The sequence below is a fragment of the Hydrosulfovibrio ferrireducens genome (assembly GCF_046883345.1).
In the GTDB taxonomy this organism is placed as follows: Bacteria; Desulfobacterota; Desulfobulbia; order Desulfobulbales; family Desulfurivibrionaceae; genus Thiovibrio; species Thiovibrio ferrireducens.
Map to the genome: position 1 here is coordinate 26,492 of NZ_JALKCW010000013.1, position 20,188 is coordinate 46,679.

General features: G+C 60.2%; 17 protein-coding genes and 3 riboswitches. Of the genes, 4 read left to right on the forward strand and 13 right to left on the reverse strand.

Translation table 11 applies throughout. The features are described from left to right. Window positions 1-106 precede the first annotated feature (106 nt). Window positions 107-1,300, forward strand: coding sequence for an ABC transporter permease (locus MWR57_RS05945; RefSeq protein ID WP_423123881.1), 1,194 nt, complete (start codon window positions 107-109; stop codon window positions 1,298-1,300). Window positions 1,301-1,323: 23 nt separating this feature from the next. Here MWR57_RS05945 and cobJ read toward each other — a convergent pair whose 3' ends face one another. The 13 genes from cobJ to MWR57_RS06010 all read right to left on the reverse strand — a co-directional run bounded on the left by cobJ (window position 1,324) and on the right by MWR57_RS06010 (window position 14,360). Continuing rightward, the gene (cobJ, locus tag MWR57_RS05950) at window positions 1,324-2,019 is read right to left on the reverse strand and encodes a precorrin-3B C(17)-methyltransferase (RefSeq protein WP_423123882.1); all 696 of its coding nucleotides are present in this window, start codon (window positions 2,017-2,019) and stop codon (window positions 1,324-1,326) included. Further along, complete coding sequence (locus tag MWR57_RS05955) at window positions 2,016-3,068, reverse strand: cobalt-precorrin 5A hydrolase (protein ID WP_423123883.1); 1,053 nt, start codon at window positions 3,066-3,068, stop codon at window positions 2,016-2,018. The genes cobJ and MWR57_RS05955 overlap by 4 nt, the downstream gene beginning before the upstream one ends. Then, entirely contained in the window at window positions 3,025-3,858 is an 834-nt protein-coding gene (gene cobM, locus MWR57_RS05960) for a precorrin-4 C(11)-methyltransferase (protein WP_423123884.1), read from the reverse strand. The genes MWR57_RS05955 and cobM overlap by 44 nt, the downstream gene beginning before the upstream one ends. A gap of 73 nt (window positions 3,859-3,931) precedes the next feature. Then, window positions 3,932-4,666, reverse strand: a complete 735-nt coding sequence (gene cobI / locus MWR57_RS05965) for a precorrin-2 C(20)-methyltransferase (protein WP_423123885.1) — start codon at window positions 4,664-4,666, stop codon at window positions 3,932-3,934. Beyond that, the gene (cbiE, locus tag MWR57_RS05970) at window positions 4,663-5,880 is read right to left on the reverse strand and encodes a precorrin-6y C5,15-methyltransferase (decarboxylating) subunit CbiE (protein ID WP_423123886.1); all 1,218 of its coding nucleotides are present in this window, start codon (window positions 5,878-5,880) and stop codon (window positions 4,663-4,665) included. The genes cobI and cbiE overlap by 4 nt, the downstream gene beginning before the upstream one ends. Next, window positions 5,873-7,114, reverse strand: a complete 1,242-nt coding sequence (cbiD, locus tag MWR57_RS05975) for a cobalt-precorrin-5B (C(1))-methyltransferase CbiD (RefSeq protein WP_423123887.1) — start codon at window positions 7,112-7,114, stop codon at window positions 5,873-5,875. Before cbiD ends, cbiE begins: the two co-directional genes overlap by 8 nt. Window positions 7,115-7,121: 7 nt before the next feature. Then, entirely contained in the window at window positions 7,122-7,760 is a 639-nt protein-coding gene (locus MWR57_RS05980; protein WP_423123888.1) for a precorrin-8X methylmutase, read from the reverse strand. After that, window positions 7,757-9,247: a cobyrinic acid a,c-diamide synthase CobB gene (locus MWR57_RS05985; RefSeq protein ID WP_423123889.1), complete on the reverse strand. Its 1,491-nt coding sequence runs from the start codon at window positions 9,245-9,247 to the stop codon at window positions 7,757-7,759. The genes MWR57_RS05980 and MWR57_RS05985 overlap by 4 nt, the downstream gene beginning before the upstream one ends. Next, on the reverse strand, window positions 9,237-10,205 hold the full coding sequence (locus MWR57_RS05990; RefSeq protein WP_423123890.1) for an ABC transporter substrate-binding protein: 969 nt from the start codon (window positions 10,203-10,205) through the stop codon (window positions 9,237-9,239). Before MWR57_RS05990 ends, MWR57_RS05985 begins: the two co-directional genes overlap by 11 nt. Before the next feature lie 4 nt (window positions 10,206-10,209). Continuing rightward, a complete protein-coding gene (locus MWR57_RS05995; RefSeq protein WP_423123891.1) occupies window positions 10,210-11,001 on the reverse strand; it encodes an ABC transporter ATP-binding protein in 792 nt (263 codons plus the stop codon). Next, entirely contained in the window at window positions 10,998-12,029 is a 1,032-nt protein-coding gene (locus tag MWR57_RS06000; RefSeq protein ID WP_423123892.1) for a FecCD family ABC transporter permease, read from the reverse strand. The genes MWR57_RS05995 and MWR57_RS06000 overlap by 4 nt, the downstream gene beginning before the upstream one ends. A 6-nt stretch (window positions 12,030-12,035) precedes the next feature. Beyond that, window positions 12,036-13,013 (reverse strand): sirohydrochlorin cobaltochelatase, encoded by a 978-nt coding sequence (locus MWR57_RS06005; protein WP_423123893.1) that lies wholly within the window; start codon window positions 13,011-13,013, stop codon window positions 12,036-12,038. A gap of 109 nt (window positions 13,014-13,122) precedes the next feature. Then, window positions 13,123-13,324, reverse strand: a riboswitch (cobalamin riboswitch). A 61-nt stretch (window positions 13,325-13,385) separates the two neighbouring features. Beyond that, complete coding sequence (locus tag MWR57_RS06010; RefSeq protein WP_423123894.1) at window positions 13,386-14,360, reverse strand: hypothetical protein; 975 nt, start codon at window positions 14,358-14,360, stop codon at window positions 13,386-13,388. A 90-nt stretch (window positions 14,361-14,450) separates the two neighbouring features. Next, a riboswitch (cobalamin riboswitch) is annotated at window positions 14,451-14,779 on the reverse strand. 212 nt (window positions 14,780-14,991) lie between these two features. Further along, window positions 14,992-15,173, forward strand: a riboswitch (cobalamin riboswitch). A gap of 160 nt (window positions 15,174-15,333) precedes the next feature. Here MWR57_RS06010 and MWR57_RS06015 point away from each other — a divergent pair. From MWR57_RS06015 to MWR57_RS06025, 3 genes are read left to right on the forward strand one after another with little or no spacing between them, the layout of a single operon-like run. Then, window positions 15,334-17,364 carry a TonB-dependent receptor plug domain-containing protein gene (locus MWR57_RS06015; RefSeq protein WP_423123895.1) on the forward strand — a complete coding sequence of 677 codons (2,031 nt, stop codon included), beginning with the start codon at window positions 15,334-15,336 and terminating at the stop codon, window positions 17,362-17,364. An 8-nt stretch (window positions 17,365-17,372) separates the two neighbouring features. Next, the gene (locus MWR57_RS06020; RefSeq protein WP_423123896.1) at window positions 17,373-19,370 is read left to right on the forward strand and encodes a helical backbone metal receptor; all 1,998 of its coding nucleotides are present in this window, start codon (window positions 17,373-17,375) and stop codon (window positions 19,368-19,370) included. Then, on the forward strand, window positions 19,367-20,185 hold the full coding sequence (locus MWR57_RS06025) for an energy transducer TonB (protein WP_423123897.1): 819 nt from the start codon (window positions 19,367-19,369) through the stop codon (window positions 20,183-20,185). The genes MWR57_RS06020 and MWR57_RS06025 overlap by 4 nt, the downstream gene beginning before the upstream one ends. The last annotated feature ends 3 nt before the right edge of the window (window positions 20,186-20,188 follow it).

Sequence of the window (20,188 nt, forward strand, 5' to 3'; positions counted from 1 at the left end):
TTTTCTTCAGCACCGTTATGTTCTATACAAAAACCGGGGGGCCACAGCCCTCCGGTTTTTGTGTTTTCTGAATCCAACCCCCTTTCCTCAACCGACCAGAAACCCTATGACACCCCGCAACGCCCACACCATCATCGCCATTGCCTGGAAAGGCGTCACCCGGAAATTATTCCGCAACCTTATCCTCATGCTGGCGGTTGGTCTGCTCGTCGCCCTGCTGACCTTTGCCATGCTCTTTAACAAGGCGGTGGAAGACGATATCGAGGAGGCAAGCAAGCGGCTCGGCGCAGACATCGTCATCGTCCCCTCCGAGGCCAAGGGCAATGCCGAGGAATTCATCCTGGAAAGCAGGATCAAGAGCTTTTACATGGATAAGTTCGTGTTCGACGACATCAGCGAGCTGCCCGACATCAAGCAGGCAACCTACCATATCTACCTCAACACCCTGAGTTCCGGGTGCTGCAGCATCGACGAAGGGCAGGTCATCGTCTTCGACCAGGACAAGGATTTTGTCGTCGCCCCCTGGCTGGAGACCGGGCCCAAACGTCTGGAGCCGGGCGAGATCTACGTGGGAAGCTATGTGTACGAGTATCTCGGCCTGATCAACACGGCCAGCCTTTTTGGCAAGGGCGTCAAGGTGGTCGGCCATCTCCGGCAGACCCGCACCGGCCTTGACCACGGGGTGTTCATGCGCCTCGACGACCTGAATAAAATCTCCCCCGAGGCAACGGGCGGGTATCAGACCGATAAAATCTCCATCATCTTCATCAAGGTGAAAGACGGGGTGCCGACGGACAAGGTGGTGGCGGATATCCGCACCCTCAACCCCACGGTGGGGGTGATGACCAGAGGCGACATCGGCGCCGACGTCCGAAACACCCTGGGGGACATCCTCCGGGTGTTTTCCATAACCATCCTCATCTCCTCGCTGCTCGCCCTGCTCCTGGCCTGGTCGACATTCACCGTGCTTGCCAACGAGCGGCGGCGCGAGGTCGGGATCCTTCGAGCCATCGGCGCCCATCAGCTCCACATCATGAAGATCTTCCTGGCTGAGGCGTTGCTGATCAGCACCATGGGCGGCGCGGCCGGAGTGGTCATCGGCCATTCCCTGATCCATTACCTGGCCAAGGACTTTACCCTGCTCCGCACGCTGGGCACGGTTTCGACCATTACCACGGCCAACATCACCATCGGGCTCATCGCCACGGGAGTCGGCATCGTCATCTGTCTGCTCGGCGCGGCCATCCCCATTTTCCGCCTGGCCCGGATGGAACCGCTGCTGGCGATCAAGGAAGCATGATTAGCTGAAAGCTGTCAGCTTTCTTATAAAGCATACTTTGCCGCGTATCCCCGGGGTGTGACCATGAACCCTTGCCAGGCAAAGGTCATGGAGTTGCCGACGATGATGGTGGTCTGCATGTCGATCTCGTTTTCCAGCATCTTGCCCAGGGTGGTGAGCACAATCCGTTCATTCTCGCGGGTGGCGGCGGTGACGATGCCCACCGGGGTTTTAGGGGCACGGTGCGACAGGAGAATCTCACGGGCCCGCACGATGTGCTCGGCCCGCTTCTTTGATTTCGGATTATAGATCGCCACGACAAAATCCGCCGCTGCCGCAGCCTCAAGCCGTTTCTCGATCTTTTCCCAAGGGGTCAGCAGGTCGGACAGGCTGATCGCGGCGAAATCATGCATGAGCGGCGCGCCCAAACGGGCGGCGCAGGCATTGAGCGCGGCGATGCCCGCGATTACCTCTATCTCCACACAAACGTTCTGCTCCCTGGCCATCTCAAAGACCAGCCCGGCCATGGCATAGATGCCGGGATCGCCGCCGGAAACCAGGGCGACAATGCGGCCTTGGTCCGCCAAATCCAGCGCCTTGCGGCAGCGGTCGACCTCCTTCATCATCTGGGAGGCCAGCACCTCCTTGCCCGCAAGAAACTCCGGGATCAAATCAAGATAGGTCTGGTAGCCGACGATCACCTCGGCTGCACCGAGGGCCTCGGCTGCAGCAGGGGTCATATGTTTTGCAGAGCCGGGTCCTGTTCCGACAACGTACAGTTTACCCTTGCCACCGCCATGGTTACATTGTGCCATTTTCTTTTCCCAACCAGTAAATCGTTACTCTGTGCGCTGAGGAGGGCAGCGGGTTCGGCCACGCCGATCACGCCCACATTCCGCAGCGCCGCCACGGAAACCGTTACACCTTCAACCCTGTTCAACTCTTCCTTGCTGAAAAATTCCAGCCGCCAGCCCTGCTCCTTGGCAAAGGCCAGCAGTGCAACTTCATCCTGCTTGACATCGATGGAGGCCAGATTGCGGATGCTCAACTGCGACAGCCCTTGGTCGGAAAACAACTCATCACAGGCCTGCCGGAGTTCCATGACCGGAGTCCCACGGTTGCACCCTACTCCGACCACCAGATTTTTGGGGCGAAAGACCACCGCCGTACCGTAATCACCAAGATACGGTGAAATCACGATATCGGCCGGTTCCGGCCCTCCAACCTCCACCAATCCCTGGGGCAGCGAGGCAATGGCCACCTCGGAAAAAATTCTGAGGCTGCCGCTGTTGACCAGCTTGGCGCTGGCCTGGGTCAACCCTTCCTTACTCTTGCAGACAAGGTTCTGCGCTCTGGCCCAGAGATCAAGGGGGACAAGACCCAAGGTGTCGGAAGCTGTGGTGATCACCGGTTCGCCGCCGGAGAGAACCGCCACCTGCCGGGCCAAATCGTTGCCCCCGCCCAGATGGCCGGAAAGCAAGCTGACAACATGGCGCCCCTTCTCATCCAGCACCACCACACAGGGGTCGTTTGTCTTACCTTGCAGAAGAGGAGCTATGGCCCGCACCACAATACCGGTGGCCATGATGCAGACAAAGCCGTCCAGTTCCCGCCAATGTTCGGCCAGAATCTGCGCCACCCCACCCTCCTGCGGCAAAACCTGGGCCTCCGGCATTTTTGTGGCCAGATCGGCGGCCAGTCGTTTGCCGCCGTCGGTTATGGCGAGGATGCCGATCTTCATAACCCTACTGGTCCGCATCCCGAAAACCATGGCCGAAATGCCGGTCATAGAGCTTGGACAGGGCCGGAGGCGGGCTGCTGGCCAGCACCTTGCCCACCGCGATGATCGCGGTTTTGGTGATCCCCGCCTCCTTGACCTGGGCAGCAATGGTGGCAAGGGTTCCCCTGATGCTCCGTTCCTCGGGCCAGCTCACCTTCTCGACTACCGCCACCGGGGTGTCCTGCGGGTAGCCGCCGCTGCGCAGATCGGTCACGACCTGCTCGATCATGCCCACACTGAGCAGGATCAGCATGGTGGCCTGATGGCTTGCCAGGGAGGAAAGGCATTCCTGCTCCGGCACTGGGGTCCGTCCGGCCCTGCGGGTGATGATCACGGTCTGGGAAACCTCGGGCAGGGTCAGCTCGGTGGCCAGGGCAGCGGCAGTGGCCATGGCCGAACTCACCCCAGGCACGACCTGAAAGGGAATCTCTGCGGCAACCAGACGGGCGATCTGCTCGTTGATTGCTCCATAGATGGAAGGGTCGCCGGTATGGAGCCGGACCACCCTTTCCCCTTGCTCATGGGCAGTGATCACCAGAGCCATGACCTCGTCGAGATTCAGGCCGGCGGAATTATGCACTTTAGCGGTCACTCCGGCAAGCAGGGGTTCTGGCACCAGGCTGCCGGTGTAGACGATGCAATCGGCTTCCCGCAGCAACCGCTGCCCCTTGACCGTAATCAGCTCCGGATCGCCCGGCCCTGCGCCAACGAAATATACGGGAAAGCGTTTTGTTTGACTCCCCCTCCCTTGACGGGAGGGGGCAGGGGGGTGGGTGAAATTGCAACCTGCCGAACTCATAGGTGGTCCCCCCTCTCCCTAACCCGCCAGGGGGGAGGGAACTTTCTGGCCTTTTGCATTAGGCGCGCTGAAGTCATGATTTTCTCACGATGATGGTGGAGAAATAATGGGGCTCATCATTATTGCCTGTAAGCGCGGTGGTCAGATCGCGTCTGATCCGCTGGCCATTTTGACTCGTGCGCTCCACCAGCACGGCCTTGTCGAGCAGATTCATCTCGGTGAGCAGCGGCACCAGCCGGTCCATAACCCGGTGCACCTTCATGAGGACCACCGAGTCGAACTGCTCCAGGGTCTCCCGCAAGCGGCCATTTTCAAAGGTGGCAGGAATGACCACCAGCCGGTCGTCGCCCAGACAGAGCGGCTGCCCTGCGGCCGCAGCGGAAGCGCCTATGGCGGAGACCCCGGGAATGATCTCCACTGGCAGATCAGGGGCCAGGGTAAACAGGGTTTCGCAGACATAAAAACCGGTGCTGTAGATGGCCGGATCGCCAAGGGTTGGAAAGGCCACATCCCGGCCCGCCTGCAAATGGCCAACGATCTGGGCTGCCGCCGCATCCCAGGCCTTTTTCACCTCCGGGTCCGGCGTTTGTCCCATGCGAACCTTTTTCATGGGGAAATGGTGGGTGATGATCTCCTTGTCCCCACGCGCCACAACCCCTTCCGCAATCCCCAGGGCCGTGCTTGCCCCGTTCTTTTTCGCCGCAGGGGCAAGCCACACCCCGCAACGCTCCAAAATCCGCACGGCCTTGAGGGTCATGAGCTCCGGATCGCCAGGCCCCACGCCAACCACATACAATGTTCCCTTCATTTTCTACCTGTCATAACTGTTATGGGATTCAATACCTTTCCCGATTCTGTTTTTGGAAAAGTCGTTCGTTCAATCTGTACTCGGGTCAAATCAACCTGTAGGCCATGCATGGCCATGCACTGCGGCGCCTCGGCCACGGTTGCGCCTATCACTCCGTTCACCACCATCCTGCCCCCGCTGGGCAGACGATGAGCAGCCTGGCCAATGATGGCAGGCAATTTGCCGCCGCTGCCGCCGACAAAGACCCGGTCCGGGTCCGGAAGGCTGTTTAAAACCTCGGTGGCCTCCCCCTGGATGGGGATGATGTTGTAGCAGCCGAATTGCCGGATGTTCTTTTTCACATTGGCAAAGGCCTCGGGATGCTGATCAACGGCAAAAACGGTCAAATCCGGATGCATCCGGGCAGCGGCCACGGAGATGGAACCGCTGCCTGCGCCGATATCCCAGAGCACCCCGGTGCTTGGCAGTCGCAGGGTATGCAGGGTCACGGCCCGCACCTCGTCCTTGGTGATCAGGCCGCGGCTGTGGGCAATCTCTTCCTCAGTAAGCCCGAACACCGGAATGCCTTCTGCCGCCACAGGCGGTCGGGTGACAATCAGCATATTCAGTTCGGCAAAATCCTGGTTCGCTGCCTCAGCCAGGGTTCCGGAAAAAAGACGCTCATCCGTAGCGCCCAGATTTTCCGCCACATGCACCCGGCATTGGGCCAACAGGGGTTCGTCTTCGATCAGCTCCAGATACTCGATAAGCTGTTGGGCCAGATGGGCAGGTGCGTTGTGCCGGTCGGTGAAGACAAAGGTCTTTTCACTGCCAAGCAACAGGCCGGGAGCATGCAGGGTTTTCCTCCCATGCAGGCTGACCATCTTCATGTCGTCCCAGGGCAATTTAAACCGGGCGCAGGCCTCCTGCATGGTGGAGAGCGCAGGGAGAACCACCAATTGCTTCCTCCCGAATTCCTTGAGCAGCATGCGACCGATCCCGAAAAACAGCGGGTCGCCGCTGGCCAGCACCCCGACATCCCCGCCGGCCAGTGCCTGTCGGATACTGGCCAGGGCAGGCGCCAAGGGGGAAATGGGGAGTTGCTCCGCCGCCATTTCCTTTGCCTGGGAAAGATGGCGGCGGTCGCCCACGATGAGCCTGCACTGGGCCAGCATCCCGGCCTGTTGCTCCGTGAGTCCCAGACAGCCAACGCCGAACAAAATCAGGCTAAACATGCAGCTCCACCTGGGTATGGCTATTTACCAAATAAATCTGCACCTCCAGGCCGGAAACCTTTTGGGCATAGCGCTTGGCCGTTTCGCACACCGCCCGGATCAAATCGTTTCTCCCCTGTGCATGCAACCGTTCATGGAGCTCCCGGGCAGTGTTGACCTCTTTGAGGCTTGCCAGCAAGGAGAAATCCGCCCCCAACCGGGCCAGCAGCGCCAGCCCGTCCGTCACTTCCAGGGCGCCATGCCGGACATGGGTCTGGGGAATCTCCAGGGCCGCCTTCATGATCTTGGCCCACATCCCGGCCAGATGAATGGAGGCAAAACCGCGCCGGGCCGCGGCCAGCAGGGAAAATTCCAGGTAATCCCCCATCATGGCATAGGCTTCCTCAGGCAGGGCGAGCAGGGTCTGCACCCCCTTTTCCGAGGTGCGGCCGGTGGACAACACCACCTCGGCAAGTCCTGCCTCCTTGGCCACGGACAGGGAAGCCTCGATGGTGGCGGTCCACGCTTCCACGGACACGGGATGGACGATGCCGGTGGTGCCGAGGATGGAAAGCCCGCCCACGATGCCCAGCCGTTTATTCAGAGTTTTCTCCGCCAGTTCCTCGCCCCTGGGAACGGAAATTACTATCTCCAAGGGTTTCCCCGTCTCCTTACCCAAACCTTCCAGAACCGCGGCCAGAATCATCCGGCGCGGCACCGGGTTGATCGCCGGTTCCCCGGGCTTGACCGCGAGGCCCGGCTTGGTTACCCGGCCAACCCCTGCCCCGCCGTCGAGAAAGATATTTGTCTGTTCGAGCTGGACACAGTTCAGCTCCCCCTCCCTCGCCGTTGTCACTGCTGACGGGAGGGGGCTGGGGGGTGGGTGAAATTGCGAACTGCCGGGTTCATCGCTGTTTCCCCCTCTCCCTAGCCCTCCCCCCGCCAGGTAAGCGCAGACTCCGGGGGGGAGGGAATTTTTGCAGGAAAACCCTTCCGGCAAAAAAGAAACACTGGCCACGATCTCCGCGCCGTTGGTCACATCCGGATCATCCCCGGCGTCCTTGATTACCGAGGCCCAGGCCTGGCCGGACTTTACTTGGCAGTGATGCACCGCAAAGCCATGACGGCTGCCATCGGGAAAGGGGATCTCCACCTGCTCGGGCCGGGGCCACCCCACAAGCAGCAGCACCGCCGCCTTGGCCGCCGCAGCCGCACAGGCGCCGGTGGTATATCCGCTTCGCAGTCTGCGCGCCATGGGTTCCCTATACCTCTTTCGCCAGACGGATGAGCGCATTGACAATGGCCACAGCCACCGGAGTGCCCCCCTTTCTGCCCAGGCAGGTGATAAAGGGGTATGTCTTTTCGCTCAACAGCTCCTTGGATTCGGCGGCATTGACAAAACCAACGGGCACTCCGACCACCAGACCGGGGCGCAGCTCCGGGGCCAAAGCATCCCAGCACTCCATGACCTTGAGCAGGGCGGTGGGTGCGTTGCCCACCGAAACGATACCGATATTTTCGGTCAAGCCCATCTCAATGGCCACCTCGGAACGGGTCAGGCCGCTCTCTTTGGCGATTCTGTCCACTTCCGGATCAGCCACCTTGCAGATCACCGAGCCCCCCCAAGCCGCTAACAGCCCCTTGCTCACCCCGGCCGCACCCATGTTGACATCGGTCAAGATATTGCGTCCCGCCCGGATTGCCGCAATCCCGGCATCAATGGCCTGGGGGTAAAAGACCAGGCTCTCGGCAAAGGAGAAATCCCCGGTGGCGTGGATCACCCGCTGCACCACCTTGAAGGTTCTGGGGTCGAACTCGGTGGGGCCCAGCTCCTCGGCAATGATGCGGAAGCTTTCGGCCTCGATGGCTTCCGGTGCTATCTCCATGATGGTGCTCTTCATTGTTTCTCTCCCATGGGGCCAGCAGAGCGGCAAGCCCGGACAAATTCCACCGCCATCTGCGGATTGTAACCGAAATGGAGGTGCAGGTACCCGCCCAGCACATTGTTATACCTATAGCCTTCCCGGCTTTGCTCGCCGTTACCACTGTTCACCGTGTAGATCCGTTCAACATGATCCGGCATTTGATCGATCACCGAGTAATGGAACTCATGGCCCCGCAACACAGTGCCAGTCGGGCCAAAGAAGCAATCCTGTTCAAGGCGCACCTCCCGATAGCCCAGGCTGGCCCGCTTTTTCTGCATACGGGCCGTCACCGGGAATACCCCGGCCATGGGCAGCACCCCGATATCTTCGCCAACGATGCCCTCAGTCAGATACATGAAGCCGCCGCACTCGGCATAGAGCACCCTGCCGGAGTCGGCCCAATCGGAGATCGCCTGCCGCATGGTGAGGTTGCCGGAAAGCTCCCTCGCGTACAACTCGGGGTAGCCGCCGCCCAGATAGAGGCCGTCCAGCCCCTCGGGCAGGTCCCGATCCGCCAGGGGACTGAAGAAAACCAGCTCCGCGCCAGCGGCCCGCAGCAGATCGAAGTTATCCTCATAGTAAAAGCAAAAGGCTCTGTCCCTGGCCACCCCGATTCGGGCCTGCACTGTTCCCTGCTCGTGACGGGGAGGGGCATCTTCCACTGCCGGCACTATTGCGCTTGCGGCCAGCTCCAGCAAACGCTCCAGGTTGACCTGGGCGCGGATCGTTGCCGCCAAGCTCTCCAAGGCCTCGGGGCTGATGGGCTGCTCTACTCCGGTGAACAGGCCGAGATGCCGGGCGGGCATGGAAAAATCAAGGGACTGGGGCAGATGCCCCAGTATCTCGGCCCGGCAATGCTTACGGATGGCCCCGCTCACCAGCTCCAGATGCCTTGGGCTGGCAACCCGGTTGAGGATCACCGCCACCGGCGCCACCTCGGGCATCAGCGTTTCAAAACCTTTTAAGACCGCAGCCACGCTTTCCGCGGCGGAGCGCACATCAAGGATCAGCACCACCGGCACGCCCAAAACCTTGGCCAACGCCGCGCTGGAAGAATCCTGGCCGTCGAACATACCCATGACCCCTTCGATCACGGAGATCAATAGTGACTCCCCCTCCCTCGACGGGAAGGGGGAGGAGGACGGGTGAAACCGCGAACTGCCGGGTTCATCGCTGGTTCCCCCTCTCCCTAACCCGCCAAGGGGGAGGGGACTTTTTTGGCCTTTTGCGAAGGTTCCCCGCACCTGTGCTTCGCCCATCATCCACAGGTCCAGATTCCTGGAAACCCGGCCGCAGGCCAGTTGGTGCAGCCCCGGATCGATGAAGTCCGGCCCGCACTTGAAGGGCTGTACCGGCATTCCCATATTGCGCAGGGCGGCAAGCAACCCCAGGGTGATGGTGGTCTTGCCGGAGCCGCTGCTGGTGCCGGCAATCAGGATGGCGGAGTCGCGATCACCGGCCATTGGCTGTCACCTTTTTTCGATTCAGGCCGGGAAAAAGCTCCGGGTAGAGCAGTGCGGCAATGGTTCGTATCCCCTCGATAATCCGCAGGGTTGGCCGCGAAACCAGCCGTTCGTCAATCAGGAAAACCCGGTTGCTGCGCACCGCCTTGATCGCCTGAAATCCAGGCTCCTGCATGATTGTCTCCATGGTCACCGGATTCATCCGTCCCTGCTGGGCGAGAAAAACCTCGATCTCCGCACCCTTGGCCAGGATGCGCTCCTTGCCGTAGGCGGCGATATTGGTTTCCCGCACCTGGCTGGCATCCGCGGCCACGTTGGCGCCCCCGGCCTGTTCCAGCACATACATGGCGATGCTTTCCCGGGCAAAGGTCTTCATCTTGGTGTGAATGGCCTCAAAGTAGACCTTGACCCTGGCCGTTTCCTGGACCTTGGCAATGATCTTCCGGATGGCCGCCAGCTCCGTCTGGAAGGTGGAAATCATCTCCTCGGCCTGCCGGGTTCTGCCGGTGAGCAGACCCAGAGCGCGCCAATAGTCGAAGATCTCCTCCACTGTTTTTGGCTGGAGGGATACCACCGTAATCCCAGCCTGGCGCAGGGTGGCCAGCAACTGCGGCGCGGAACGCTCGATCATGGGCCGAACCAGAACAAGGTCAGGCCGAGCGGCAATGAATTTCTCAGGGTCTTCTCTGTAGCTGAAATGTTTCGTATCCTTGAGGTGGGCCGCTCCCTCATTCCCGCCTTCGATGCCGATAATCTCGGCGCCGAGCCCCAGGCTGACCAGATTTTCTGTATGGGCCGCGTAGAGAGAGATAATCCGGGTATAGGGGCGAGCAACGATGACCGTTTTGCCCTCGCTGTCCTGGAAGGTGGCGGGAACAGCGCCAGCCAAGGCATGCGGGCTGAGCCCGGCCAGCAGGGCAAAAACAAAAAGAAGCATACGCATGGTTATTGTTGACACGATTTCAGCTCCAGTAACGGAAAGATATCTGTTGGGTGTTGCTGAATGCGTCAAACGCCACCCTACTCTCCACCCCGAACACCTTTTTGATCATGGCCGACTCCAGCACCGTGTTCGTGGGGCCGCTGGCTGCGACCTTGCCTTTCTTCATGAAGATCAGCTCGTCGCAGTAGGCCGCAGCCAGGTTCAGATTATGGATCACAGCGATCACGGTCCGCCCCTCTTCTTGCACCAGCTTTTTGGCCACGTTGAAGATCTGCATGGTGTACTGCACATCCAGGCTGGAGGTTGCCTCGTCAAAGAGCAGACAGGGGGTCTGCTGGGCCAGGGCGCGGGCCACGACAACCCGCTGTTTCTCCCCGCCGGAAAGCTCGTTGACAAAACGGTCCTTGAAATGGCTGATGCCGATGGCAGCCATGGCCGCATCCACCTGTTGCCAGTCTTCCGCTCCAGGCGAGGCGAAACGACCGATATGGGAATGCCGCCCCATGAGCACCACCTCCTGCACGGTGAAGGCAAAATCGATGGCAAAATCCTGGGGCACCAGGGCGACCAGCCGGGCCAGATCGCGGCGGAGGTAATCAGCAACCGGCCGATCCATAAAGGTGACGCTTCCTCGGTCCGGACTCTTGGTGCCGGTGAGCAGATCGAGAAAGGTGGTTTTGCCGCAGCCGTTTGGACCGACGATCCCGTAAAACTTGCCCGGCTGGAGAGAGATGTCCAGATCGGCCAGGGCCGGGGTCTCCCCGTAGGCGAAACTGACCCCGGTCAGTCCAAAGCCGCTTGTTGCGGTCATATCGCCCTCCTCTGCCGCCTGCGGAAAATCACGCAGAAAAACGGGCCGCCGATCAGGGCGGTGAGCACACCGATGGGCACCTCCACCGGCAGCACCGCCCGGGTCACGGTATCGGCCACCAGCAGGAGCAAGGCTCCGGCCAGGACGGAAACCGGCAGCAGCTTCCGGTTGTCCGGACCCACCAGAAACCGCATGAGGTGCGGCACTATGAGCCCGATAAAGCCGATGATCCCGGAAACCGACACGCAGACCGCCGTCACCAGGGAGGCGGACAGGAGCAGAATCCAGCGCACCCTGGTGCTTTCAACACCCAGGGTATCCGCCGACCGGTTGCCCAGACTGAGGATATTGAGATCCCTGGCATAAAAAAGGGAGAGCAGCAGGCCGCAGACCAGCGCCGCCGTTACCACGCCCACATCCAGCCAGGTCCGGGAGGCGAAGCTGCCCATGAGCCAGAAGATGATCACCGCCACCTGCTCGTCGGCCAGATACTTCAAGAAGCTGATCCCGGCCGCCAGGATAGCTCCAACGATGACGCCGGAGAGGATCAGGGTGTTGGCCGAGATCTGCCCGTTGAAGCTGGAAAGGTAGAGCACCACCAGCAGGGTGAGGGCCGCGCCGGTAAAGGCAAAAAGCGGCACGGAAAAATGTCCCATCATGCTCAGGTTGGCCACCAGGGCCAGGGCCGCGCCAAAGGCCGCCCCGGAGGAAACCCCCAGGGTGTACGGGTCGGCCAGCGGGTTGAGCAGGATGCCCTGGTAGATGACGCCGCTCATGGCAAGGCCGCCGCCCACCAGGGTGGCGGTGAGGATCCGGGGCAGTCGGACGTCAAAAACAACAAAGGGGATCACCGGGTCGATCCCCGCCAGCATTGCGGGATTGGAGGTTATCCTCGCCGCGATCACCCGCAGGATATCGCCGCCGGGCACAGCGATATGCCCCATGCCGGTGGCATAGACAATGGCCCCGAAGGTGGCTGCCGCCAGGGACAGGGTCAGCAACCATATGGTGTATCCGCTCTGCCTCATTGGGTGTCAAATCCCTTCATCGTTCATGGCGTCTTTGATATGCTGGGCAAAGATGGCGGCAAAACCATCGGATTCTCCAAGGCCGACAAGGGAAGCAGCCACGTTAATGCCCTTCGCCTCAAGCTGGCTTTTCAGGGAATCCGGTTCAGATCCGGCCATGTCGTTCTTGGCATGATCTCCGGCCACGGTCATGAAGGGCTTAAGCAGCACCTTCCTGGTCTTGTCCGCCTTCAACTCCGTAAAAAGACGGTCGTTGTCCGGAAAGCCCTCGACCATTGCAACATAGATACGCGCCCCGGGATACCGCTTGCGCATCACCTGCTCGAACTCCAGGTAGACCCCGGTGGAATAATGCTCATTGCCATGGGCGAAATAGACCAGCGTCCGCCCGGCTTTTTGGGCCATCTCCACGTCCGGGGCCAAAAGGGCTGCCACCTGTGCGATATCGTGCCGGTATTCGTGCTCGATGCCGTGGGTTCCCAGGGCAGGCCGCCCGATGAGGATCTTCTTGAACGGCATGTTCCGCTTCTTCACGGTTTTGATGCTGTTCAACCCCTGCACATAGGCGGCCAGATCGGCAAACTCCTCCCCGCTGGAGATATGGGTCGGCTGGACAACGATATAACCGTACCCTTCGTCCTGCAGGTCGGCGATGGCGGCCAGGGGCCCCTTGACATTGATGATCTCCGCGGGCACCTCGGGGTGCTGTCCCGCATAGGCAGGGTCCTTACGCCGCTCCTGCCAGATCCTCCGGATGATGTTGGAAGTAAAGGCCAATCGCACCGGAATGCCCGGCAGGGATGCCTGGACCTGATCCCGGATGTTGAGGATGCCGGGCAACCCGCTTTCATGGCTGGTGCCGAACACCGCCAGCACCACCGCCTTTTTCTCGGCCGGGGCCGCCTGGGCATTCATAGCGCCAAGCGCCAGAAACAGGGCGACCAGCAACCAAACAGCATTGTGTGACATTTTTTTCAAACGCATCTTCTTCTCCATCTTTTAAAAGGTTGATAAGTTCCCTTCAAAAAAAGACGGCATCCCCCTGCGTATTCTGCTCAGCGCGCAAGGCCGGAAACCTTTCCTCGAAGGTTGCAGCAACAAAATCAACGAGGCAGGTCTCCTGACTTTTCCCAAAACCGGTTCGCCTTCCCACCCCACAACAGGGGGCAGTGGCTTGAGAACCGGCGTTCCTGCTTCGCATTGGAAGCAGGAGGAAATTACAGTGGCGGGACCGTTCCCGATTTGCACGGGATTCCCTTTTAAGCCCAATGGGCGCCTTGTTGACAACACACTTATGGATTCTACAAAAACCGGCGATTCACCTCACGCAAGACACGAAAATCATCCGGGTTCACTCTAGCCAAGGGTCATGAAATAATAGACCAGACCAACGGCAACCACCGACCCCATGCGCAATACCTGACTGACCCCCACAAGCTCAAGGGCAAGGCGCGGGGAAAAGATCCCCACATAGTACGGAAACTGGTGCCGCACCGCCCGGATGGGGGTGGAAAGGATATTGCCGACCAGGAGAGCGAGAACCACCTCTTTATAACCGAGGCTATTATTTGCCAGCAGAGCCCCGGCCGCGGCCAGACCGGCGGAAAACTCCACCGTGACATGGGCCATGACTATACCGAGGCTTTGCGGTTGGAGCCAGGCAAGAAACCAGGCCTTGGTGGCAAACAATTGCTCCAGCCAAACAAACACCCCATGCTTGCCCAAAAAGTAGAAAAGGATGTACACGGGCACGGTGAAATAGAGGAGCCCCTTGATCCTTTTGCGAAATCGTTTGATGCTTTTATCCAGGGCCTGACGCCAGCCGGTTTTTTCCCGGATCAAGCCCGCTATCTCCGGCTGTCCGGCCTGAAGCGGCGCGAGCAGCAACCTGCCGCCGATCACCACCAGCACGGTTTGCAGTATAGCCGCGCTGAACGTCAGCGCCAGGTACAGCAGGGCCGCCATTTTAATCAGCGGCGCGGTGAGGAAGAAAACCGTGGGCAGATGGAGAAAAAAACGGGGTAATCCATTGAAGAGATTGGCAAGCACCAGCTCTCGCTTGCTCAACTGCCCTTTGTCGAAGGCCTCGGCCAGCATGGTATTCGCGGTAACTCCGGAGAAAAACGCCATGGAAAAGCTGGCCCCGGAGGTGGGGGAAAGTCTGCCCAAACGCACCAGAGGATGGGTCAAGGAGGCCAGCCGGTGTGTCCAGTTGAGGGCCTCGATGAAATTGGCAACGATAAGCCCCACGGACATCCAGAAGAGGATCTTGGCCAACGGCCAGAGCAGATGCGCCCAGAGGGTGGTGATAAGATGCAGTTCCTGCGGCATAAAAAAACCCCGGACCGATTTTCTCGATCCGGGGAGGCCCTGTTTCATCCACGGCAGATCATCACATAATCACTTGTCCACGGCGATCATGCGGCATAATTTTTCAAGGCAGGTCTTCTGACTTCCGGTTCATCCTTGTTTCGCGCCTTCCCATCTTGGCGCCCATTCGGAAACAGCCCTTTCGCCCGATTGCAGCGCTGCTCAGTCGTCGAAAAATGCTCACGTAAATGTGTACGCTCCGCTTTTTCGTCTCCCTCGCGCCTTGCACTCGAACGAAATTGCTCGTTCCGGATGGACACCATGCAAACAGTGGCGTGTGCTTGCGAAACGCGTCCCCGGTTACAGCGGCGGGCCCGTCCCCGATTTACACGGGGTTCCCGATTAAGCTCCCTAGGAGCACCTTGGAATGCGTTATTTAGCATAGTTAGCAAAACTTTGCCACCATTCTTCTTTCACACAAGCGATGGTGACACCGTCACCTTTTCAGTCAATTGAAAGGCAACAGACCACAACTCACCCGAAACTTTCTCCTGCACAAGTCTCCATTTTCACAGGCATGCCGAAGATAGTCCCGCCGACTGTCGCGGTTGACGAGAACTTCTTTCTTGACTTTCACCGTAGATCCGCTAAGTTTGACATCGATATCTCAGGCGCTCTGAAAAGAGCTTAAAAGGGAACCCGGTGTAAATCCGGGACGGGCCCGCCGCTGTAACCGGGGACGAGTTTCGCAATACAGCCACTGTTTTTGAACGGGAAGGCGCGAAGCAAGGACGAACCGGGAGTCAGAAGACCTGCCAGGGATAGTATGTGTATCGCACACCTCTCGTGGACAGGGAGGTGCGGCGCTGGTCCAGTGGATATTTCGGGAAATCCCCTGATCGATACTTATCGGTCCGGGGATTTTTTTTTATCCGCTTTCCTTTCATGGATGCCCCCCGGATCAAAAAAAATTTTGGTTGGAGGGATGCAAACAATGAACAAGAAAATGTATGCGGCGGTGCTGGCCATGACTGTTGCCTGGCCGGTTCACGGACGCAGCGCCGAGCCGGTGGCCACCATGGATGAGGTGGTGGTAACGGCGACCAAGACAGCGGAAAACGTCCATGATGTGCCCAATGCCGTGATCCTGAAAGACGGTGGGGATATCGAGGACGCGCCGGCCAGGAGTCTCGGCGAGCTGCTGGCCAACGAGCCGGGGCTTGACTGGCGCACCAGGGGCGACTACGGCGGGGCCACCGAAGAGATCCATATTCGGGGCATGGGCGGCGACGCCACCCAGGTCTTCCTGAACGGCATCAACATCAATTCTCCTTCCGTGGGCACTGCCGACTTGGGCCTGCTGCCCATGGGCAGCATCGACCGGGTTGAGGTGGTCAAGGGGCCTGGTTCCCTGCTGTACGGCACCGGCGCCATGGCCGGTACGGTGAACATCCTCACCAAGAACCCCGAGCCGGACAAGCTGGATATGAAGCTGGGAAGCGGCTTTGGCAGCGAAGGCAATTACGAGCTTTCCGCGGAACAGGGCATGTATGTTGCCGACGGCCTGGGCTACTATCTCACTGCTTCCCGCCGGGAAAGCGACGGCTTTCGCGACAACAGCGACCTCCGCCATAACGACGCCTCCCTCAAGCTGGTCCACGACAAGAACAAGCTGCTCTCCGCCAGCCTGTATGGCGCCTGGATCGACCGGGAATACGGGGTGCCGGGGGTGAAGCCGCCCGACACCACCCAGGAGTATATTGTCAACGGAACCCGGATGTACAACGCTGATGCCGCAAGTCTGGTGAACGAGGGCAGTGATCAAAACTTTTACTCAGCCCTGGAGTTGAAAAGCCAGCCGCTTTCCTGGCTGACCCTTGCCCTGCGGGGCGATGCGGTGAATATGGAAAATTATTTTTATCAGCGTTACAACGCAACCGGCGCCGGGCAGGAAACCTGGGTCACCAACGAGGTTCTAGGGCTGGAGGGTACGGCGGAGATGCGCTTGCCAAAAGGGATTACCCTGCTGCTAGGCAGTCAGTACCGCAATTACGATTACACCAACGAGGTCGGCACCCTGGATGCCTATGGGGTGGCGCTACCCGCCGCCACCACCGAGGCAGAGCATGATGTCTTCACCCAAGGCAACTACGGCGAGGCACAGTGGCAGGCGAACCAGTATCTGAAGCTGCTTGCGGGGCTGCGCTATGAGGAGCACTCCATGTTCGGCCACGAAACCCTGCCCCGTTTCGGCGTGGTGGTGACCCCCCAGGAGACGACCAGCATCAAGCTCGGTCATGGCAAGCACTTCAAGGCGCCCACCATGAACGACCTCTACTGGCCGGAAAGCGCGTATGTGCGGGGGAACCCCGATCTGAAACCCGAAACCGGCTGGCACAGCGATCTCACAGTGGAACAATCCTTTCTGAAAAAGAAACTGACCGTATCGGCAACCTATTTTAAGTGGAACATCGACGACAAGATCGACTGGGCCCAAAACCCGGCCTTCCCTGGCCCGTGGGGGGACAAATATACTCCGTCAAACACCAATGCCTGCGAGGCCACGGGCTGGGAATTGGGGGTTTCGGCCAAGCCCCTGGATTCAGTAAGGGTGAGCGTAGGCTATACCAGGACCAATGCGGAGGAAGAGCAGGCGGTCGGGATGTGGCGGCAGGCCCAATACACCCCGCGCAATCTATTTAAGGGGCAGGTCGACTATTTTCTGCTTTCCGGGCTTACCACCAGCGTGGTGGTCCGCTATGTGGGCGACCGACCCGCTTTCTATGTCTCGGACACAGCCACCGAACCCCAGCACAGCCTGGATTCTTACATAACCACCGACCTGCGGATAAGCCAGCGTTTCCAGGAACACTGGCTGGCAGCCATCACTTGCAACAATATTTTTGATGCCGGGTATGACACCTACACGGCCACCTTCCGCGATGAAACCCTGGGGAGCACCACCCGGCAGGGATACCCCGGCGCGGGCCGCTCGGTCTTTGCCTCTCTTGCCTACGAGTTTTGAGAAGAGATATGCGGAAGAGACCTGCTTGTATTATTGTTGTGCTCGTGCTGCTCTGGGCTGGGGCAACTGCCCCAGCCTGGGCGAACCCGCTGCGGGATGCGCAGGAAAGATTTCCGGTGAATCATCCTCCCCAACGGGTGGTGTCGCTGGTGCCCGCCGCCACCGAGATGCTGGTGGCCGTGGGCGCTGGCGACGCAGTTGTTGGAATAACCAGCCACGATACCCTGCCGGTGGACCAAGGAAAAAAAGAGACCGTGGGTGGTTTTGTTGCCCCCTCCCTGGAGAGGATCGCGGCCCTCCACCCCGATCTGATCCTGGTCTCCAGCCTGCACGGCACGGTGAAGAAACGTTTTCAAGACCAATGCACCGTGGTGGAACTTCCCTCGGTTCATTCAGTGGAGCAGGCTCTTGAACGGCTCCACGATCTTGGCACTCTGCTTGGCCGGGGGCAGGAGGCGGATGGACTGGCCGGGGGTATTCGCGCAGAGTTGGCGCTGATCCGGGCCAAGGTGGAGCCCATCCCCGCTACCAAGCGGCAGCGGGTGATGAGGCTGATGGGACAGACGCCGCTCAGGACGCCGGGGGATGACTCCTTCCAGAACGACTTCATCCGGAGCGCTGGCGGGATCCCTCCCCGTTTCGGCAAAAATGGGGAGTCCATCGTGGTGAGCCCGGCGGAGATTGTCCGGTTCAATCCGCAGGCCATCTATGTGTGCGGGGACGCAGCCGCCGAGGCGGTGCTGGCCAACCCGGCCCTGCAAAAAATCGAGGCGGTCAAACACAAAAGAGTCTTTTCCTTCCCCTGCGAGTTCACCTGCCGGGCCGGGGTCAACATGGGCGGCTTTGTCTCCTGGCTGGCGGCACGGGTGTACGAACAGGAATTTTCCGATCCAGCGCACCAGGCGTATTCAGACCACATGCTCGAGGCGCGGCCGGTTGCGCTGCCCCTTCCCTATGTCCGGCAGGCACTGGTGCAGAAAAGCCGGATTCGCGATTTTATCAACAAAACCCTGGTGGTGGATTTCACCACGCCGCAGCGCGTACTCTCCACCCTGGAGGGGATGCGGGAGGGCGTGATGAGCGTGGGCAATCATTATTATCCCCCGCCTTCCTGGGGGCTTGGCCACACCAGCGGCTTGGACGGCTTGCGCCGGACGGTGACCGCAGCCTTGGCCCGGCCAGCCGCCCAGACCAGCCTGTTGTTCACCGGGGCGGACATGGACCATCTGGTCGTGGCTGAAAAATCGTTTCGCGACCTCACCGTGTATGCCCTGGTCACCGCCGGAGTCAAAACCAATGCCATGCGCATGGCCAAAGACAGCGGCAATTTCTACGAGCCCGGCACCATCAATATCGTCTTGCTCACCAACACCCGGTTGAGCGAACAGGCCATGAGCCGCGCGATCATCACCGCCACCGAGGCCAAGAGCGCGGCCTTGACCGACCTGGACATCCGCAGCACCTACAGCCCCCATTATGCCGCCACGGGCACTGGCACCGATAACCTTTTGGTGGTGCAGGGCGAGGGACCCGGGATCAACGGCGCGGGCGGACACACCAAAATGGGGGAACTCATTGCCGCCGCAGTGTATGATGGGGTGCGCCGGGCCATTGCTGGACAGAACCGAATAACCGCCGAACGCTCCATCTTTGCCCGGCTGGAGGAGCGGCGGATACATCTTGCCTCGCTGCTGCCCCTTGAGCCCGAGGAATGCTCCCTGGATCGCCGGCAATTGGTTGCCGCCGTGGAGGATGCGCTCATGCAGCCGGAATACGCCGGGTTCATGGCAGGTTCGCTGGCCATGAGCGATGCGGCCCAAGCAGGGCTTGCCGATCCGCAAGGGCATGAATCCTGGGCCAAGGCGGTGGCTGCACGTCTGGCTGGCCGTACGGTTGCACCCTGGCCCCAGCGTTTCCCCGAGGGCCAGTTGCCCCCGCTGGTGGCAAAAGCCTTGGAAGCGCTGGTCAATGGGGTATGCGGTAGGGAAAAAGGGAGCACGGATTGAAGACGGATTCGAGGGCACTGGAGCTGTATACCGCCGGGCAATCGGACAGGCAGGTCACGGCCGGAATCCGGCCCACCCCGGTATCTCTCACTTGGCTTGCCTCTGCCGTTTTGCACGGAGGGCCCGTGCGGGCGCTGCTGTGCTCGTTTCTGTTGCACGGGGCCCTGCTTTTTATCTCTCTGGTTGGTTGGCGCCTGTTGCCCATGGAGCAGGCCCCCCCTTCGGTGATTTCGGTGTTTACCCTGCAGCAGGAAGGCGAACCGGACGCACCGGGTGGAGCGCGTTCTAAAAATGCGCCCACGGTTACACACAGAAAAGAACCTATTGCCAAGGGGATACACGACAATAAAGAGGTGAGGCCTGAAATCGCTCCGTCACGCTTGTCATCCTCGCCTGCCAGGCCCGAGGCTGGACTTGCCATTGCATCAGAGCCACCCCTGCACGCCACTGCCCAACAAGGGGATGGCTTAGGCAGCACCGCTCCCAACACCACTCCGGTCGGTGGAACAGGCGAAGGTGCACCAACCGGCGAGGTGCTGGCCCGCCCGCTCTACACAACCAATCCGCCGCCGCCCTACCCCCGGCTGGCCCGCAAACTTGGCCACGAAGGCGTTGTGCAGCTTGAAGCGCTGATCTCCGTTGCCGGCCGGGTGGATGATCTGCGGATTGCCGTGGGCAGCGGCCATGAATCCCTGGACGCCGCAGCCCTGGAGGCCGTGCGTTCCTGGCGGTTTTCCGCTGGCCAGCGCAACGGGCAGCCCGTGGCCATGCGGGTCCGGGTGCCGGTGCGTTTCAGCCTGCGGGCGGGGAACTGAAAA

Coding starts and splice junctions, on each gene's coding strand:
- MWR57_RS05945 (WP_423123881.1), top strand. CDS start 107: ATGACACCCCGCAACGCCCACACCATCATCGCCATTGCCTGGAAAGGC.
- cobJ (WP_423123882.1), bottom strand. CDS start 2,019: ATGACCCCTGCTGCAGCCGAGGCCCTCGGTGCAGCCGAGGTGATCGTC.
- MWR57_RS05955 (WP_423123883.1), bottom strand. CDS start 3,068: ATGACCGGCATTTCGGCCATGGTTTTCGGGATGCGGACCAGTAGGGTT.
- cobM (WP_423123884.1), bottom strand. CDS start 3,858: ATGAGTTCGGCAGGTTGCAATTTCACCCACCCCCCTGCCCCCTCCCGT.
- cobI (WP_423123885.1), bottom strand. CDS start 4,666: ATGAAGGGAACATTGTATGTGGTTGGCGTGGGGCCTGGCGATCCGGAG.
- cbiE (WP_423123886.1), bottom strand. CDS start 5,880: ATGTTTAGCCTGATTTTGTTCGGCGTTGGCTGTCTGGGACTCACGGAG.
- cbiD (WP_423123887.1), bottom strand. CDS start 7,114: ATGGCGCGCAGACTGCGAAGCGGATATACCACCGGCGCCTGTGCGGCT.
- MWR57_RS05980 (WP_423123888.1), bottom strand. CDS start 7,760: ATGAAGAGCACCATCATGGAGATAGCACCGGAAGCCATCGAGGCCGAA.
- MWR57_RS05985 (WP_423123889.1), bottom strand. CDS start 9,247: ATGGCCGGTGATCGCGACTCCGCCATCCTGATTGCCGGCACCAGCAGC.
- MWR57_RS05995 (WP_423123891.1), bottom strand. CDS start 11,001: ATGACCGCAACAAGCGGCTTTGGACTGACCGGGGTCAGTTTCGCCTAC.
- MWR57_RS06000 (WP_423123892.1), bottom strand. CDS start 12,029: ATGAGGCAGAGCGGATACACCATATGGTTGCTGACCCTGTCCCTGGCG.
- MWR57_RS06005 (WP_423123893.1), bottom strand. CDS start 13,013: ATGCGTTTGAAAAAAATGTCACACAATGCTGTTTGGTTGCTGGTCGCC.
- MWR57_RS06010 (WP_423123894.1), bottom strand. CDS start 14,360: ATGCCGCAGGAACTGCATCTTATCACCACCCTCTGGGCGCATCTGCTC.
- MWR57_RS06015 (WP_423123895.1), top strand. CDS start 15,334: ATGAACAAGAAAATGTATGCGGCGGTGCTGGCCATGACTGTTGCCTGG.
- MWR57_RS06020 (WP_423123896.1), top strand. CDS start 17,373: ATGCGGAAGAGACCTGCTTGTATTATTGTTGTGCTCGTGCTGCTCTGG.